The sequence below is a fragment of the Pyrobaculum neutrophilum V24Sta genome (assembly GCF_000019805.1).
Classification (GTDB): domain Archaea; phylum Thermoproteota; class Thermoprotei; order Thermoproteales; family Thermoproteaceae; genus Pyrobaculum; species Pyrobaculum neutrophilum.
Genome location: NC_010525.1, coordinates 1,556,544 through 1,572,434 on the forward strand (window position 1 = coordinate 1,556,544; position 15,891 = coordinate 1,572,434).

The 15,891-nt window shown below is 61.1% G+C and carries 18 protein-coding genes and 1 tRNA gene; 11 read left to right on the plus strand and 8 right to left on the minus strand.

Features of this window, described 5'->3' with window-relative positions; all coding sequences use genetic code 11:
• Positions 1 to 45: 45 nt before the first annotated feature.
• Genes TNEU_RS08965 through metG (TNEU_RS08990) form a run of 6 tightly spaced genes read left to right on the plus strand, consistent with a single transcriptional unit; the run spans position 46 to position 6,255 of the window.
• The gene (locus tag TNEU_RS08965; protein ID WP_012351111.1) at positions 46 to 2,463 is read left to right on the plus strand and encodes a hypothetical protein; all 2,418 of its coding nucleotides are present in this window, start codon (positions 46 to 48) and stop codon (positions 2,461 to 2,463) included.
• Positions 2,464 to 2,469: 6 nt separating this feature from the next.
• On the plus strand, positions 2,470 to 2,865 hold the full coding sequence (locus TNEU_RS08970) for a hypothetical protein (protein WP_012351112.1): 396 nt from the start codon (positions 2,470 to 2,472) through the stop codon (positions 2,863 to 2,865).
• Between the two features lie 23 nt (positions 2,866 to 2,888).
• Positions 2,889 to 3,215, plus strand: a complete 327-nt coding sequence (gene metG / locus TNEU_RS08975; protein ID WP_148682435.1) for a methionine--tRNA ligase subunit beta — start codon at positions 2,889 to 2,891, stop codon at positions 3,213 to 3,215.
• Entirely contained in the window at positions 3,193 to 3,909 is a 717-nt protein-coding gene (gene uppS, locus TNEU_RS08980) for a polyprenyl diphosphate synthase (RefSeq protein ID WP_012351114.1), read from the plus strand. The genes metG (TNEU_RS08975) and uppS overlap by 23 nt, the downstream gene beginning before the upstream one ends.
• A 5-nt stretch (positions 3,910 to 3,914) precedes the next feature.
• A complete protein-coding gene (locus TNEU_RS08985) occupies positions 3,915 to 4,532 on the plus strand; it encodes a DedA family protein (protein WP_012351115.1) in 618 nt (205 codons plus the stop codon).
• 25 nt (positions 4,533 to 4,557) lie between these two features.
• Entirely contained in the window at positions 4,558 to 6,255 is a 1,698-nt protein-coding gene (gene metG / locus TNEU_RS08990) for a methionine--tRNA ligase (RefSeq protein WP_012351116.1), read from the plus strand.
• Here the strand turns inward: metG (TNEU_RS08990) and TNEU_RS08995 are convergent.
• A complete protein-coding gene (locus tag TNEU_RS08995; protein WP_012351117.1) occupies positions 6,247 to 7,494 on the minus strand; it encodes a tRNA (N(6)-L-threonylcarbamoyladenosine(37)-C(2))-methylthiotransferase in 1,248 nt (415 codons plus the stop codon). The genes metG (TNEU_RS08990) and TNEU_RS08995 overlap by 9 nt on opposite strands.
• 22 nt (positions 7,495 to 7,516) lie before the next feature.
• Positions 7,517 to 7,819 carry a hypothetical protein gene (locus TNEU_RS09000; protein ID WP_012351118.1) on the minus strand — a complete coding sequence of 101 codons (303 nt, stop codon included), beginning with the start codon at positions 7,817 to 7,819 and terminating at the stop codon, positions 7,517 to 7,519.
• Between the two features lie 33 nt (positions 7,820 to 7,852).
• Between TNEU_RS09000 and TNEU_RS09005 the strand changes: the two genes are divergently transcribed.
• A complete protein-coding gene (locus TNEU_RS09005; RefSeq protein ID WP_012351119.1) occupies positions 7,853 to 8,785 on the plus strand; it encodes a dihydropteroate synthase in 933 nt (310 codons plus the stop codon).
• Here TNEU_RS09005 and TNEU_RS09010 read toward each other — a convergent pair.
• Positions 8,714 to 9,307: an alpha/beta fold hydrolase gene (locus tag TNEU_RS09010; protein ID WP_012351120.1), complete on the minus strand. Its 594-nt coding sequence runs from the start codon at positions 9,305 to 9,307 to the stop codon at positions 8,714 to 8,716. The genes TNEU_RS09005 and TNEU_RS09010 overlap by 72 nt on opposite strands.
• On the minus strand, positions 9,304 to 9,828 hold the full coding sequence (locus TNEU_RS09015; RefSeq protein ID WP_012351121.1) for a THUMP domain-containing protein: 525 nt from the start codon (positions 9,826 to 9,828) through the stop codon (positions 9,304 to 9,306). The genes TNEU_RS09010 and TNEU_RS09015 overlap by 4 nt, the downstream gene beginning before the upstream one ends.
• A 56-nt stretch (positions 9,829 to 9,884) precedes the next feature.
• Here TNEU_RS09015 and TNEU_RS09020 point away from each other — a divergent pair, with 56 nt between their 5' ends.
• Positions 9,885 to 10,643 (plus strand): hypothetical protein, encoded by a 759-nt coding sequence (locus TNEU_RS09020; RefSeq protein WP_012351122.1) that lies wholly within the window; start codon positions 9,885 to 9,887, stop codon positions 10,641 to 10,643.
• Between the two features lie 12 nt (positions 10,644 to 10,655).
• Here the strand turns inward: TNEU_RS09020 and TNEU_RS09025 are convergent.
• Positions 10,656 to 10,776, minus strand: a tRNA-Gly gene (locus TNEU_RS09025).
• Positions 10,777 to 10,833: 57 nt separating this feature from the next.
• On the opposite strand from TNEU_RS09025, the gene TNEU_RS09030 reads away from it, so the two are divergent.
• The 3 genes from TNEU_RS09030 to TNEU_RS09040 all read left to right on the plus strand — a co-directional run bounded on the left by TNEU_RS09030 (position 10,834) and on the right by TNEU_RS09040 (position 13,308).
• Positions 10,834 to 11,787 (plus strand): aldo/keto reductase, encoded by a 954-nt coding sequence (locus TNEU_RS09030; RefSeq protein ID WP_012351123.1) that lies wholly within the window; start codon positions 10,834 to 10,836, stop codon positions 11,785 to 11,787.
• A gap of 437 nt (positions 11,788 to 12,224) precedes the next feature.
• Complete coding sequence (locus TNEU_RS09035; protein WP_012351124.1) at positions 12,225 to 12,773, plus strand: NADH-quinone oxidoreductase subunit B; 549 nt, start codon at positions 12,225 to 12,227, stop codon at positions 12,771 to 12,773.
• 1 nt (position 12,774) lies between these two features.
• A complete protein-coding gene (locus TNEU_RS09040; RefSeq protein WP_012351125.1) occupies positions 12,775 to 13,308 on the plus strand; it encodes an NADH-quinone oxidoreductase subunit C in 534 nt (177 codons plus the stop codon).
• Between the two features lie 623 nt (positions 13,309 to 13,931).
• Here TNEU_RS09040 and TNEU_RS09045 read toward each other — a convergent pair.
• The 3 genes from TNEU_RS09045 to TNEU_RS09055 are packed head-to-tail and all read right to left on the minus strand — an operon-like array spanning position 13,932 to position 15,857.
• Entirely contained in the window at positions 13,932 to 14,201 is a 270-nt protein-coding gene (locus TNEU_RS09045) for a hypothetical protein (protein WP_148682436.1), read from the minus strand.
• Positions 14,202 to 14,203: 2 nt separating this feature from the next.
• A complete protein-coding gene (locus TNEU_RS09050) occupies positions 14,204 to 15,427 on the minus strand; it encodes an NADH-quinone oxidoreductase subunit D (protein ID WP_012351127.1) in 1,224 nt (407 codons plus the stop codon).
• Positions 15,414 to 15,857 carry an NADH-quinone oxidoreductase subunit B gene (locus tag TNEU_RS09055; RefSeq protein WP_012351128.1) on the minus strand — a complete coding sequence of 148 codons (444 nt, stop codon included), beginning with the start codon at positions 15,855 to 15,857 and terminating at the stop codon, positions 15,414 to 15,416. The genes TNEU_RS09050 and TNEU_RS09055 overlap by 14 nt, the downstream gene beginning before the upstream one ends.
• Positions 15,858 to 15,891: the final 34 nt, after the last annotated feature.

The following is a 15,891-nucleotide window of genomic DNA, read 5'->3' on the forward strand; positions in this document are numbered from 1 at the left end:
AACTTTACCCCAGGAACCTTTTTATACGGGGGGCCGGCTGTCCACGTGCGCCTCCTCGTCCTCCCCCTCCTCGCGGCCTTGGCTTGGGCCTTCCTCTTCGGCCCCACCATAGAGCCCAAGTACGTCAACGCCTACACCTACACCAACCTCACCATCCGCGGCGCGAAGCAGGTCTATGTGGCTGAGGGCGCCGTGGTCGACTTCAACGCCACGGCTGGAGGCGCTATATACCTAGGCCTAAAGCCGCTGAAGCCCTCTGGCTACGTCGCCCTGGTGGTGGACAACGAGACGGTGAGGCTCCCCATCCTAGACAGGTGTAGGATCGAGATAAGCGCTTTAAACATGACGTGGAGGATCTCCGTCAACGTAACCGCGGAGGGCAGCTGCGGGGAGGTCAAGCTCTACGCCAACGGCACAAGGGCGCCGGCGGCTAGCTACATCCCGCCGTACTCCGGCGTGTACGTCGTAACGGCTACAGATGGGGTGTTCTACCAAAGGGTTAGAATCGCAGTGGTGCCCAACGTGACCATCGTTGACAACGTCTTCGGCGGCGTCATGAAGATAAGCTTCGCCCCGCCCCCCAGAGGAGGATCCATCTCGTTGGGGGGGCTGACGTTGCCGGCGTCGGGCAAGGTGGCCGTGGACACGTGGATGCTCGGCGCTGGCAATTACAGCCTTGTCCTGAGGATCGGAGGCCTGGCGGCGTTCTACAACGTGACGGTGGCCAAGGCGGTGCCCCAGCTGAGGCTGGGCTATAGAGGAGAGTACACCTACGGCGAGCCCGTCAACATCACAACCGCCGTGTTGGTGGGCGGCAGGCCCTACAGGACGGCCGTCCAGCTGGCTTTAAACGGGACTAGGTTTGCCGTGGCGCAGTCGCCGGGGTTCCTCTACATCCCGCTGATCGACGCCGGTCTCTACATCCTGGAGGCGCAGGTCGCCGGCGATAGAAACATCACGTCGGCGTCGGCGCGCGCGGTCTTCCGGGTGAGCCCCGCGCCCGTCCGCCTTGAGCTGAGGATCAACGGCACCGCGGCGAACCCCTACGTCGCCGAATATGGCAAGGTGCTGTTGGTGGACGCGAGGGCTATTTCCCTGGTGGAGCCCCGCGGCCGCGTGGCCATATACGTAGACGGGAGGCCTGCCCAAGCCCTCGTCGACACTCTGGAGACGGGGCCGGGCTTGCACAACATAACCGCCGTCTTTACGCCGGCGAGCGGCAACTTCCGGACTGCGCGCGCCTCGGCTTTGGTATACGTTACCCCCTCCGCGCCGGAGGTGGCTGTGGAGAAGATCTTCTCCATAGTCTACGGCCAGCCGCTTGAGATCCCCATATATGTGCGGCTGTTTGGGAGGCCGGTAAACGCCGTGGCTAAGGTGGAGCTGGTCAGTAGGACCTACGTCTTCAACTACACGGTTAAGGTGGTCGGGGGGCTCGGCGTGTTGAAGATCGATAGGTTGCCCGCCGGGACCTACCTCGGCACTGTGACTGTGGCGGAGTCCCCAGGTATGCTTTCCGCGAGGGCCACCTTCAACGTGTTCGTAGGTAGCGCATATGTGAAGCTGATCCTCGACGTGCCGAAGAGGGGGACCTACGGCGATGCCCTCCCCATAAGGGTAGCCCTCGAGCCCGGCAACGTGCCGGGCAGGCTCTCCCTAGTGATAAACGGGACCGTGGTGTACTCCGGAAACGCCTCCCGCTACGAAGGGATGTGGGCGCCCCCCCGCGGGGGGGTTTTCAAGATAGCGGCGCGTTTCGAGAGCCTAGACCCCAACTACGCCAGCACGGAAAACGTCACCTACGTCTACGTGGACAGGGCGCAGTGCGCCATACGCTTCCAGCTGGAGGGGGACCTACTGCCGAACGCCACGGCGTATGTCTTGAGGAGCTACGCAGTGCGGGTGCTGTCGCCTCTGCCAGCCCGCATCTATGTAAACGGGAGCGAGGCCGGGCCCCGCCTCGTCTTCAACAGGACGGGTCTCTACAACGTCACGGTCTACTTCCCGGGGGACGACAGCTACTACCCCTGCGGCTCCACCCAGCTCTACAGGGTGGTGAGAAACCCGACGGAGGTGGAGCTCTCGGCCCCGAGGAGGATAGCCCTGGCGGATGGGGGTCTCACCGTGACGATATACGTCAAAAGCCCTGTGGGACACGAGGCCGGCCCCGTCAGGATCTACATGATAAACAGGACCTACAACTCCACCGAGGTCGTTGACACTACGGCGGAGAGGGAGACGCGGGTGAGCCTCCGCTTCAAGCAGACGGGGGTCTACACCATATACGTGGAGTACCTCGGCAACAGCTACCTCATGCCGAGTAGGTCCAACCCCATCACGGTCACCGTGGAGCCGAGCTACCTGGGCATCCCCGCGTTTCTATTCGCCGTATACCTCGTCCCCCTCGCGCTGGGCTTCGCCGCCGCGGCGGTTGCGAAACGCATATTAAAGAGGGGTATATGAGGCGGCATGTATGCCGTACCCCCCGCGGTTATACTGATCCCGCTGGCCTCCAAGGAGCAAGTGCTCCAGACGGTGAACTACGTCGTTGGGAGACTTAGGCAGATCGGCGCGCCGGTGAGACACGCCCACTCCGACTCCCCCCTATACCTAGGCTGTAGGGTGGCCAGGGAGGAGGTTGAGAGGGTTGACGTCTATCTCGCCACGGCGGGGGGAGACTTCGCCAACGTTCTGCCGCAAGCGGAGGAGATCAAGGAGGGGTTCGTCGAGAGGAAAGGCTACGTCCACCTGGTTCAGGGAGTCGCCATATGCTTCAGGTACCAACTGGGGCAGGAGCCGAGGTTGGCGGAGGTGGTTGTATATACCGTCGGGGCTCCCTACCGGGATTTCAAGCTAAACCTTTAAATATATGTATAGACGGCGTGGTGATGTCGCTAGTCTCGATAGATGACTTTAAACGCGTCGATCTCCGGGTGGGGAAGGTTCTTGAGGCGGCTAGGGTGGAGGGCTCCAGGAAGCTTATAAAGCTCGTTGTGGATCTAGGCGCCGAGAAGAGGCAGATCGTGGCGGGCCTAGCGGAATATTATAAGCCGGAGGATCTGGTGGGGAAATACGTCGTTGTGGTGGCTAACCTCGAGCCCAAGAGGCTCATGGGCGTGGAGAGCCAGGGCATGTTGTTGGCCACCTGCGACAAGCCTGTACTGCTTACGATAGAGAGGGGAGGCGATGAACATGTGGGAGAGCGGGTCTGTTAAAATACCAAGCCACATAGCCGTAATTCCAGACGGCAACAGGAGGTACGCGAAGAAGGCCGGCCTAGACTTCTACCACGCCTACAAGCGGGGCGTGGAGAAGGTGCGGAGCTTCCTCCTCTGGACTCTGGAGCTTAGGGAGATCAGAAACGTCACCTTCTACGCCCTCTCCACCGAGAACCTCAGGAGGAGCAGGCTGGAGCTTGAGATACTCTTCAGGATATTCGAGGAGGAGTTTAGGAAGACTCTGGAGGACCCCCTGATACACGACAACAGGGTTAGGATAAGGTTCATAGGGGATAGGTCGCCCCTCCCGGGCAGGGTCGTGAAGCTGATGGAGGAGCTCGAGTCCGTCACGAGGAACTATACGTCATACAACCTGACCTTCGCCCTGGGCTACGGCGGGAGAGCCGAGATAGTGCGGTGTGTAAAAAGGCTGCTAAGCGGCGAGGTGAAAATCGCCGATATAAATGAGGACACGCTCTTCCAGTGCCTAGACACCAGGGATCTCCCCAACCCCGAGCCGGACGTGGTCGTGAGGACGGGGGGCGAGAAGAGGCTGAGCAACTTCCTACTCTACCAGGCGGCCTACTCGGAGCTGATCTTCCTAGACAAGCTCTGGCCCGAGGTGGAGAGGGAGGATTTGGCCTACATAGTGGAGGAGTACTCCAGGAGGCAGCGGAGGTTCGGCAGATAGACGCCGTGGACTACGGGCTCCTCGGCGTTTTCCTAGCGGTCCTCCTATCCCACTTCATCCCGTTTATCCCCCTGCCGGGGTACATAGCCACTGTGGCGTATGTGGCGGCGCACGGCGATCTTCCCCACATAGCCGCCGCGGTTGTGGCCACCGCCCTCGGCGCGGCGTTGGGTAAAGTAGCCGTCTTCTTATACGGATACGGCATTGGGAAGGCGGTTATGGGCGAGGAGCTCCAGTACGCCAAGAGGTTCTTCGACAGGGTATCTAAGTGGGGGCTGGACCTAGCCGTTTTCATATTCGCCGTATCTCCCCTCGCGGACGACGTCTTGTACATACCGCTGGGGGCGGCGGGCTACAGCCTAAGGCGGTTCTTCCTCGCCGTGTTTGCCGGCAAGCTGGTGCTGTCGGCGGCCATAGCCCTCTTCGCCGACGCCGCGTTGATGGCCGTTGAGAGCTACACGGGGGATGTGAGACTGGGGGCGGCGGCGGTGGCGGCGCTCACAGCGGCGGCGACGTTTCTAGTCCTCAGGATAAAGTGGTCGCGGGTGCTGGCGGCGTATGAAGACGGCGGGCTTAAAGCCGCCCTCCGGGAGGCGCTCCGCTCAATAGCCAGGCGGAAGTGATTTATAGGCGGGCGTTGCATCGCACGTGGCGAAGTACGTAATCGGGTCGGCCTGGCCCTACGTACAGACGGTGCCCCACCTGGGCAACTTGATAGGATCCGTCCTCTCGGCCGACGTATACGCCAGGTACCTCCGCCTCCGCGGCCACGACGTCGTGTTCGTCTCGGGTAGCGACATGCACGGCACGCCGATTGAGGTGGAGGCCATCCAGCTGGGGGTAGACCCCGCCGACTACGCGGCGAAGATGCATAACATAGTGGCGGAGCTCTTCAAGAGGTGGGACATATCCTTCGACCTCTACACCCACACCCACTCCGATGTGCACATCAAGTTCGTCCAGGACTTCTTCCTAAAGATATACAACAACGGCTACATCTTCACTAGGGAGGAGGAGGTGCCCTACTGCCCCAGAGACAGGATATATCTCCCGGACAGGTTCATCATCGGGAGATGCCCCTACTGCGGCTACGAGAGAGCCAGGGGGGATCAGTGCGAAAACTGCGGCCGCCTCCTCGACCCCAAGCAGCTGGTTGAGCCGAGGTGCGCCATATGCGGCTCCAAGCCGGAGTGGCGCCTCACCAGACACTGGTACCTAGACCTGAGGAGGCTCGAGGACAGAATCAGGAGGTACGTGGAGGAGAACCCACACCTCCCCCCCAACGCCAAGGAGATGTCTCTCGGTATGCTGAAGGAGGGCCTCAAGCCGAGGGCGATCACGAGGGACAACAGGTGGGGCATACCGGCGCCTTTCCCAGGCGCCGAGGGGAAAACCATCTATGTGTGGTTCGAGGCGGTGCTCGGCTACATCTCTGCGGTGGCTGAGCTCAAGGGCGAGGAGGGCCTCCGGCGATACTGGAAGAGCCCAGACACGAAGATCGTCTTCTTTGTGGGGAAGGACAACATACCCTTCCACGTCATAATACTCCCAGCCCTGCTGCTCGCAAACGGGGATGGCTACGCCCTGCCCACCACCACCGCCTCCACGGAGTACCTCCTCTACGAGGGGGACAAGTTCTCCAAGAGCAGGAGGTGGGGCATATGGATAGACGAGGCCCTCCAGCTCATGCCTCCGGACTACTGGCGCTTCGTCCTCGTATACATGAGGCCCGAGAACCGCGACACCAACTTCACCTGGCAAGCCGCGTTGGAGGTCATAAACAAGGTGTTGAACGACGACGTCGGGAACTACGTAAACAGGGTGCTGACCCTTATCAAAAACAGGATGGGCGGCGCCGTGCCGCCCCCGGGCACGCCGGCGAAGGAGGACGAGGACTTCGTTGCAAAGGCGACCGACCTCTTCAAAAAAGCCGAGAGGCACTACGATGCGATAGAGCTTAAAGACGCGCTACACGCCGTTGTGGAGATAGCCAGGGAGGGCAACAGGTACCTCAACGCCAGAGCCCCCTGGGACCTCCTCCGCAGAGACCGCGAGTCTGCAAACGCCGTCATGTACCGGGCCTACTGGTCGCTTAAGATGCTGGCGGCGGGTCTAACGCCCGTCACGCCGAGAAGCGCAGAGGAGCTCTGGAGGATGCTGGGGGTGAGGCAGCCCAGCTGGGAGGAGGCCTACAAGCCGCCGGAGGCCGGGGCCCCCCTCGGCGAAGTAAAGCCGCTGTTTAGGAAATACACGGAGGAGGAGGTGAAGAACCTCCTCAAGAGGCTGGAGGAGCTGAGGAGCCAGAAGGCCGCCAGGAGGTACCCCTGGGAGCAGGCGCTACTCTAGAATCTCGCCGTAGAGGTAGACGGGGCCAGCCCCGGCGATTCTCACGTCTACAAACCGGCCCATCAGCTCATCGCCGGCGCCCCTCTTCACCACCACCTGCCTATAGTCGCTTGCCCGCCCCACCACCAGGCCGTGGTCCACCTCGTCCACGAGAACCACCTCCCGCCTCCCCACACGCTCCCCGTTTCTAAGGAGGGCTACCCTAGCCGCCACCTCAGAAAGGATTTTGCTCCTCCTCTTCTTCTCGGCGTCTGGAACCTGCCTAGGCATGACGGCGGCCTCGGTGAAAGGCCTGGGGCTGAACCTCGCCACGTGCACCTTGTCGAACTTCAGCTCCTCCACGAGCTTAACGCTCTCCACGAACTCCTCCTCAGCCTCCCCGGGGAACCCCACTATTATGTCCGTCGCGATGAAGGCGTCTCCCAGCTCCCTCCTTATCTTACGGACCAACTCCCTATATTCGCCAACGGTGTACCTCCTCCCCATTGCCCTGAGCACTCTATCGCTTCCCGACTGGACGGGGAGGTGGAAGTAGCGGTAGACCCTCCCGTCTCTCTTCACCACGTCGAGGAGCTGGTCTGCGAACTTCGCGAAGACCCAGGGCTCAGACATCCCGATCCTCACCCTGTAGTCCCCCTCGACCTCCCTCAAAATCCTCTCCAGGAGGTCGGGCAGGTTCCAGCCGCCCCTCCACCCCGCGTCGAAGCCGTACGTTATGACGTCTTGGCCGGTTAGATACACCTCCCGCGCCCCCCTGGCCACGGCCTCTCTGACGTGCGCCACCACGTCGTCGGGAGACGCGCTTCTTACATAGCCGGCGCCACCCCTCGTGTACTTCGTGGCGCAGAAGGTGCAGTTCCCGAGGCAACCCACCTGCAGAGGCGCCACGTAGACAACCCCGCCCTCGTACCTCGGCAACCTCCTCATCTCCCTCTCCCGGCCCCCCTCCACCTGGGAGGGGTACAGCAGCTCTGCCCCAGGCGCGGCCGACTTAACGGTGTAGGGCCTAAGCCTCGCCAGGCAGCCGGCGACCACCATCCTCCTCCCCAGCCCAGCCAACTCCCTGATCCTCGCGAGCTGCCTCACCTCGCCGTCTTCCCTAACTGCGCAGGTGTAGACCAGTACCAAGTCCGCCTCCTCGGGGCTGTCCGCCCTCTCAAGGCCCAGCCTCTGCCTAACCACCTCCGCGTCCGCCTTGGCCAGCCAGCAGCCGTAGGTCTCGACGTAGATCTTGCCCACGGGAGGGAGGCGAAGTACAAACTTAAGCTTGATGCTCCTTGCAGAGCTTCTTGGCGACGACCCTGTAGGAGACCCTCATCTGCTCGAAATCCCTCAGCTCCTCCAGCTCCAACACGCATCCGCAGGTCGGCTGTACGTGGATCCTCCTCGCGGAGTAGGTAGGCCCCTCGGCGACTTTCCTCACCCTGATCTCGCCGCTCTCTATAGAGTAGACGGCGATTTCGCCCTTCTTCGCCAGCTTGCCCCACTTCTCCAGTAGTGTAGCCGCCTCCTCTGGCAACTCCCCCTCAAATATGTAGGTCTTTCCGCGAATAATCTTCTGCATAATCTTTATTTACAGCAGAAATATATAGTTGATGTGGATAAAATAGAGGGGGAGCTGGGGGGCGTTAAACTAGGCGACGGCAGACCTGTGAGGATCATGGCCGTCTTGAACATATCCCCCGAGTCCTTCTACAAGGGGTCGGTGGCCCTCCAGAACGCCCTGGAAAGAGCTCTAGAGCTGGAGAAACACAGCGATATAATCGACGTAGGGGCCATGTCCACGGCCCCCTACCTCGACAGCTGGATACCTCCGGAGAAGGAGCTGGAGAGGCTAAAGGCCGTTCTGCCCGAGCTTGTGAAGAACCTGAAGGTGCCGGTGAGCGTAGACACCTACAGGCCTCAGGTGGCGGCCTACGCGCTTAAGGCAGGCGCCTCCATCATAAACGACGTGACGGGCGGCAAGCTGTACCCCGACATCTGCAGAATCGTGGCGGACCACGGCGCCTCGGCCGTCTTGGTAGCCAGGGAGAGAGCCGCAAGACCCGGGGCAGACCCAGTCGCGAGGGTTTTAGACGCGCTGAGGGAGTCGCTGGAGCACTTCGAAAAATGCGGGGTCGACCCCAGGAGGGTTGCGGTCGACCCCGGCATAGGGTTCCCCCTCCTCCCCCCCAGGGACGAGCCCCACACGGTAAGAGGCGAGTATAGACACGGAGACGAGCGGTGGCCCTGGTGGAGGTGGGACCTCTACCTCGTGGCAAAGCTAGAGAGGCTGAGGGCCTTGGGACGGCCCATCCTCGTGGGCGTCTCGAGGAAGTCCTTCCTGAGGAGGATCGCAGGCGTGGAAAGCCCCGACGAGGTTCTTCCGGCGTCTCTCGCCGCCGAGGTCGCCGCCGTGTTACACGGCGCCCACGCCGTTAGAACCCACAACCCGCGGGAGACCAGACAAGCTGTTCAGCTAGCCCAGCGGCTGGTAGAACTCCTCCAGGAAGGCCAAGACGGCGTCGGCGAACTCCCCAGGCTTGTCTAAGTAGGCCGCGTGGCCGGCCCCCTCCAGGATCAGCCTCCTCACCCTCCGCCCCCTCAGCGCGTCGGTGGGGCGCGACACCTCGTCTCTCTCGCCCCAGATGGCCAAAATAGGCACGTCGGCCTCCGCAACGCCTGACAGAAGCTCCTCAGTCAGACCGACGGGCCCCACTACCACAGCGGCTCTGGTGGGGAGCCGCTGGGCTATATACCACAGCACCACCTCCCCCGAGGCGCTTGGCCCAACCAGAGGCGGATCCGCCAACCCCAACGCGTCGAGGACAGACCTAAGAAACCTGGCGTACTCCCGACGAGGCGCGGAGAACCTCTCGCTTTTTGTCCTCACGCCGTACGGCATATCGACGGCGTATACGGAATAGCGCTCCGCCAGCCTGGAGAAGACACCACACTCAGCCCAGGTGTCCGCGTTGAAGGACCAGCCGTGTAGAAGAACTACGGGCCTCCCCGAGCCGCCTGCAAGATACCTAACCCTCCTGCCCCCCACCTCTATGTACGCCTCCTTCATGTCGCCGACCTAGCCCTCATCAAGGAGAAGTTCTCCTCCTCCCTAATCACCGAGACGCCGGTTCTGCTTGGAAACATCTCGATCCAAACCACCTTGTCCGGCTTCGTCAGATCCACCCGCCTCTCCACCGCCTTAGCGACGTATTCGATGACGGCGGCTCTGTCGAACTTAACCCCCCTCTTCTTGAGCTCGATCTTGAAGCTCTCGCCGGGCCCGATGTGGGCCTTAGCCAGCTCCCCCACGGCCCTCTGTATCTCGTCTAGGTCAGTCTTCACCACGACCATTATTGGGGTGGCCCTCAGTATGTATCTCGGGATGTAGTAGCCGCTCCTCACCACCTCTATGAGGAGTTTTACAAACTCAACTGGGTCGCCCTCGACCTTAGCCGTGAGAAGTCCGTCGAACCCCGTGAACCATATCTCCTCCACCCTCCTCCCAACGATGTCGCCCACCCTATAGAGCTCCTCCATGCACAGCCTCTCCTGACGCCAACCAGTGGCCACCACCAAATTCCAGCTCATGGAAGCCCCCAAAGACCGTTTATAAAACATTTTTATAAACAGCAGGTGGATGTGCCGTGGATCTGGTCTTCTTCTTCGTGGCGGTGCTCTCAGCCGCCGTGGCCGCCCTAGGTCTGATCATGTACCGCCTCATAAAATCCCTCGAGATATACCTCATCCCACTCTACGCCGAGGTCATCAGGAAGAGGGAGAGAGACTACGTACTCGTCGAGTTCCTCACCTCCCTCCTCGTCTCGAAGGGCATCATAAGCCAGGCCGAGGCCGGCGCGCTGAAGAGCCTATCGGCCACGGGGCCTCTTACAGCCGAGGACCTAGACCGGGTGGACGAGATACTGGACAAGGACCCCAAGCAGCTGACCTACGAGGAGATAGTGGACCTCAAGAGAGTCGCCTACAAGCTACTGGGGCGCCTGGACAAGAAGTCGGTAAGACTCGGCCTAAAGCTCCTCAGATACGCAGCCGGGATAGAGGAGGCCCTCACGGCGGGGGTAAAAGCGCTAGTGGGCGCCCAAGCCGAGAAGGTGGAGATGTCCTACGACCACGACACATGCTCCGTCTACCTCACCACCTACAAGCGAGACGGCACAGTGGAGAGGAGCCAAGGCCCAGACGTGGAGTGCGTAACGGAGACAGTCGCCGTGTTGAAGGCCCTGGCCAGGAGGGACCCCACCGTCGGCGGGGAGCTGGCGGAGAAGGCGCTGGCGCGCTACAGGAAGTGCCGCGGAAGCGACTCGGCAGGGTGTAGAGCACTCCTAAACGCGTTGACCAACCTGGAGAAGAAATCCCTAGACCTCCTCCTGGAAGACCGGCGTTAGGTTAAAGTAACATGCGGCGGCCGGGATTTGAACCCGGGATCAACGGCTCTCCTCGCCCCCCGCGTGGAAGGCCGCCATCCTACTCCGGGGCGGTGGGCACGCCCACCGTCCCGTCCAGCTAGACGACCGCCGCCCGAGTACACAAAAGAGGCCGGTTATAAAGCTTTTCTATGGGCGGTTGCGGTGAGGCATGGACAAGGTCAGGCTTGGGAAAACGGATATGTTGGTGTCGCGGGTGGGGCTCGGCGCGTGGCAGTTCTCCGGCGACGCCTGGGGCGCCATAACCTACGAGCAGGCCAAGGCCGTCGTGGCAAAGGCGGCCGAGGCCGGGATAAACTTCTTCGACACGGCTGCCGTATATGGGAGGGGGAAGAGCGAGGAGTACCTCGGAAGAGCGCTAAAGGAGCTGGGCCTCCGCGGGCACGTGTATATAGCCACGAAGATCCACGGCGACTGGCTCCGGAGAGCTGACGTGTTGACCTCGGCGGAGAACCAGCGGAGGAGACTCGGCGTAGACGCCATCGACCTATATCAAGTGCACTGGCCCGCTTGCTGGCACAACACGCCCATATGCGAAACTATGAAGACGCTGGAGGAGCTGGTGGACCGGGGCCTTGTGAGGTACATAGGGGTGAGCAACTTCCCGGTCCAGCTCCTCGACTACGCCCGGAGTTGCCTCTCCAGGGTAGACATAGCCACGTCCCAGAACAGGTACAACCTGGTGGAGAGAGAAGCCGACAAGGAGCTTCTGCCGTATCTCAAGAGGGAGGGAATAGCCCTCATAGCCTGGAGCCCCCTGGCCAAGGGCCTCCTAACTGGGAAGTACTCGGCGGAGAGCCCCCCAACTTTTGAAGACGTGCGGAGGGCAGACCCCCTCTTCCTCCCGCAGAACCTAAGGCTCGTCCAGCCCCTGATAGACGAGCTGAAGCGCCTCGCCGCCGCCTACGGCAAAACGCCGGCCCAGATAGCGCTTAACTGGCTAACCAGGGACCCCTCCGTGGTGCCGATACCGGGGGCCAAGACCCCACAGCAGGCTGAGGAGAACGCGGGGGCAGCCGGCTGGACCCTCTCGGAGGAGGACTGGAGAAGACTAGACGCGCTCGGCCGGGAGATATCACAGAAGATCACCTATGTCGCTTGGTAGGTTACAAACCCTCGGCGCCCCACATCGCTTGGCCGTATGTAGGTTCTTACCTCCCATATGGCGGCGGCCCGGCGCGTAGAAAGCCTCGAAAATTACGCCGGCCCGCGGCGGCTGAGTCCGGCGGGTTAGATAGCGCCTCCACGGCGCCGCTTGCCGACGCCGCTACGGGCTTGCCTGTTTGAACACGGCGTGGGGCGACAACGGCGGTAGCCGTTCACGACGTCTCCGGCGGTGACGAAGACGGCCTAAGTGGCCAGCGCGTGGCCCCCAACGGCGAGCGCCGCCGCGGCCCATCTGCGGGCGGCTCCGCGCCCCCTGCCGGAAAAGGAAGGCCGGCGGTCCTCATGTAGGGCTAATCCTCACCCCATCGGCGCCGAACCATCCAGCCACCCTTTAGTAAGTAAGAACATATTTAAAGGAATTTCAACCGTGGATACATGTCCCAAGCCCTCAGGGAGTTTCTCATGAGGAAGGCTAAGCTGGAGAAGCTGTTCAAGTGGGGGGTCCGGTGGAGTCTCTGGCCTGTCCACCTGGTAACGTCCTGTTGTGGGGTCGAGGTGGCTCACACATCTGGCCCTGGCTTCGACGCGGAGAGGTGGGGCGTTCTGCCCTTCCACACCATGCGCCAGAGCAACGTCATACTGGTGGAGGGGACCATAACCAGGAAGATGGCCCGCGTCTTAAAGATGGTGTATGAGCAGATGCCCGAGCCGAAGTACGTCCTCGCCATGGGCGCATGCGCCGTAAGGGGAGGCCTCTTCTGGAACTCCTACCACGTGGTTCAGGTAGACACGGTCTTGCCAGTGGACGTCTACATAGCAGGTTGCCCGCCCACGCCCGAGGCCGTGATAAGGGCCTTCATGATGCTCCACAACAAGATAAAAGGCCAGCCGGGGCCGTACATCGAGCCGACCAAGGTAGATCTAACGCCGTATCTACCGCCTCCGCCAAAACCACAACAGAAGCCGGCGGCCCAGGCGGCGTAGTATGGCGGTCAAAGCCCCACCCAAGTGCCCGCCGCCCGCCGACCACCCCCTGCTCGAGAAGCTGAGGACAGCGCTGGGGGACGCCCTCCTGAGCCACGGCGTAACGCCAGAGGGCCACCTGTGCCTCATGGTGCCCCCTGGGAAGGTTAGAGAAGTCGCCGCCAAGCTGAAGGAGCTGGGCTTCGACCACGTCCTCTCACTAAGCGCGATGGACTACATGGCAGAGGGCAAGTTCCTGGTGATGTACGTCTACGCCTCATACCTCAACCCCGACCTCAAAAACCAGCTCCTACACGTCAGAGCCGAGATCCCGCGCAACGACCCCAAGATAGCCTCCATAGCCGACATATACCCCTCAGCCGACTACGACGAGAGGGAGTGCCACGAGATGTTCGGCATATGGTTCGAAGGAAACCAACACATGGGCAAACGCTTCCTACTAGACCCAGACTGCTGCATAGACGAAAAGACAGGCAAACCCCTCTACCCACTACGCAAAGACTTCAAAGTGCCAGACTGGGGACTGATGGGCTAAACCGTTTGCCCCAAGGCGCTCACTGCTGATTACCGCTGCCGCTCGCGCCTAGGCACTTCTCCCCGCCCGCGCCTTTGCCGGCGCCTCGGGCGCGGGGTCGTGGGGCCGGAGGGCACGCGGCCCACCTCCAGGAGCAGGCCCGGTCGGGGCACAGCCCCTCATGAGACACCCCCCACCGCCGTAGACATGTACACGTATTTAAGCCCTCCGCCTGCGCCAGAAATACAGAATTTTTCTCATCATCAAGAAGAGAACTACCCTAAAAACCCCGCCCTTTAGGGGGCTGCTGTCTTTTTCTCGCCTCTGTCGTACCTGGGCGTCATGGCTGAATTATCTGTCCACGGAGACTTTGATGTTCATACGGCTATTTACAAGTCCGCCATGGGTTTGTAGAGATGTGCCATGTAGTGCAAGTGCCAGTTGATTGTGTACACCCTAGGCTGGCGTCTGCAGGCAGGCGGCTTTAACCAGGTATAGAGTCCGCGATAGCTTTTCACCAGACGTCTGTAGCAACCAGGGGAATCTTCTCCCGCCGTTTATCTACATCTATGGTATGTGGTAGGCGCGTGTGTAGCCATGTTGCTTCCAGTTTGACTGGGTTTGGAGCTAAGTCTGTTGAGGGGTTATGTGGTGGTGAGTCCGTAGAGCGGGTATCGTCTGAAGGCGATTACTGTCTTCTTCTGGTTGGCGTAGGCCACTAGCTGTTCTACGTTTGCGGCTGGTACGTAGGCTATCCTCTTCTCGTCGAGTGGGACGCCTATCATAGCCGCCTCGTTTTGTCTCAAGACGCCCATCTCCTTCAGGCGTCTTATCAGCTCTGTGACGTGGGCTTTGCCGTCTATGTCGACTATGACCTCCCGGCGTTGGTCTAGGTCGAAGAGGCGGATCTGCATACTCACCTATCCGCCTCTGGTGGGAAGTAGCCGAATGACATGTACACGGCGGGCATGTCGGCGAGTCTCTCGCCTCTCATGGCCTCCGCCATGGCCTTTAGGTTGCGCCAGCTCGGGGTGACGTACCTCATCCGGTAGACCCTCTGGGTTCCCGTTGTCCACAGGTGTATGTAGGTGGCGCCTCTAGCCGCCTCGGCGACCGCGGCGTATTCGCCGGGCTCGGGGTACATGTAGGTGTATACGCCCAAGACACCTCCCATGCCCTCTCTCCGGTATTCGGGATTTTTAAAGAGTAGCGCTTGGTCTATCACGTCGCCCTCGGGCAGGTTCTTCAGCGCCTGTCTCACGATGTCCATAGAGACGTACATCTCCCTCCACCTCACCAACACCCTGGCCATGGCGTCGCCCGCTTTCTCTGTGACCACCTCGAAGTCCAGCTCCGGATAGGCGTCGTAGGGGGCGGCCTTTCTAACGTCGTGGTCTATCCCGGCGGCTCTGGCGAAGGGCCCCACCACCCCCAGCTCGGCGGCGCGTTTTGCGTCCACAACGCCGACTCCCTCCAGTCGGGCCTTAGTCACCGGGTTGTCGAGGAAGACGGTTTTGAAGTCCCTGAGCTTCTCCTCGGTCTTCCTCAGCAGCTTCTCCACAGCCTCTATGTGCTCCCTCTTCACGTCCCGCCTAACGCCGCCTGGGACGGGGTAGGCCACGGTCGTCCTAGCCCCGGTGATCTTGGCGAAGACCTCCGCGTATAGGTCCATGAGGGCGAAGCCCCACATGAAGGCCGTGGAGTGGCCGAGGAATATCCCCAGCAGAGCTAGGTCGTAGAGGTGCGTCCTTATCCGCGAAAGCTCAGCCATCGCAGTTCTTAGATACTTCGCCCTGGGAGGCGGCTCCAGGCCCAGGGCCTTCTCCAGAGCTAGGGTGATGGGGAGGGTTATGTTCATGCTGTCCATAATCGAGGCCTTCTCCACCAGGGGGATGAGGGTCCAGTAGGGCCTGTTCTCAGCCAGCTTCTCAACGCCCCTATGGACGAAGCCGGGGTCCGGCACCACCTCCTTTATGATGTCGCCGTCTAGCACCACGAACAGCCTCATGTGGCCCGAGCCGGGGTGTTGCGGGCCGACCACCACCACCAGCCCCCTCTCGCCTCCCCTCAGCTCCTCCTCGTTCTGTACGTAGAAGGTGTTGCCGAACTGCAGGTTGAAGGGCCACTCAGCTCTCTGCATGGCTGATCCGCTCCTGGACCTTCTCAACGGCTTTTAGAACCGCCTCGGGGGTAGGCGGGCAACCTGATATGTAGGCGTGGACTGGGACCACCTTGGAGGCGGGCACCATGTGGTAGCTACCGTAGAAGACCCCTCCCTTGATGGCGCAGGCCCCCATGGCTATGACGTACTTAGGCTCGGGCATTTGGTCGTATATGTATTTTACAAACTTTGCCATCTTAAGCGTTATGGTGCCCTCAAGGATGAGGATGTTGCTCTGCCTGAGGCTACCCATGGGCAACATGCCGAACCTCTCCGCGTCGTAGGCCGAGCCGAACGCGTGTGCAAATTCGACGCCGCAACACGCCGTGACCAGATGCGGCGGCCAAAGGCTCCACTTAGTGCCCCACCTAGCTACTCTAGAAACGGCCTGGGAGATTGCACCCTTCATTATCCCACACTCTTTTTCTTTATATAAGAATTTC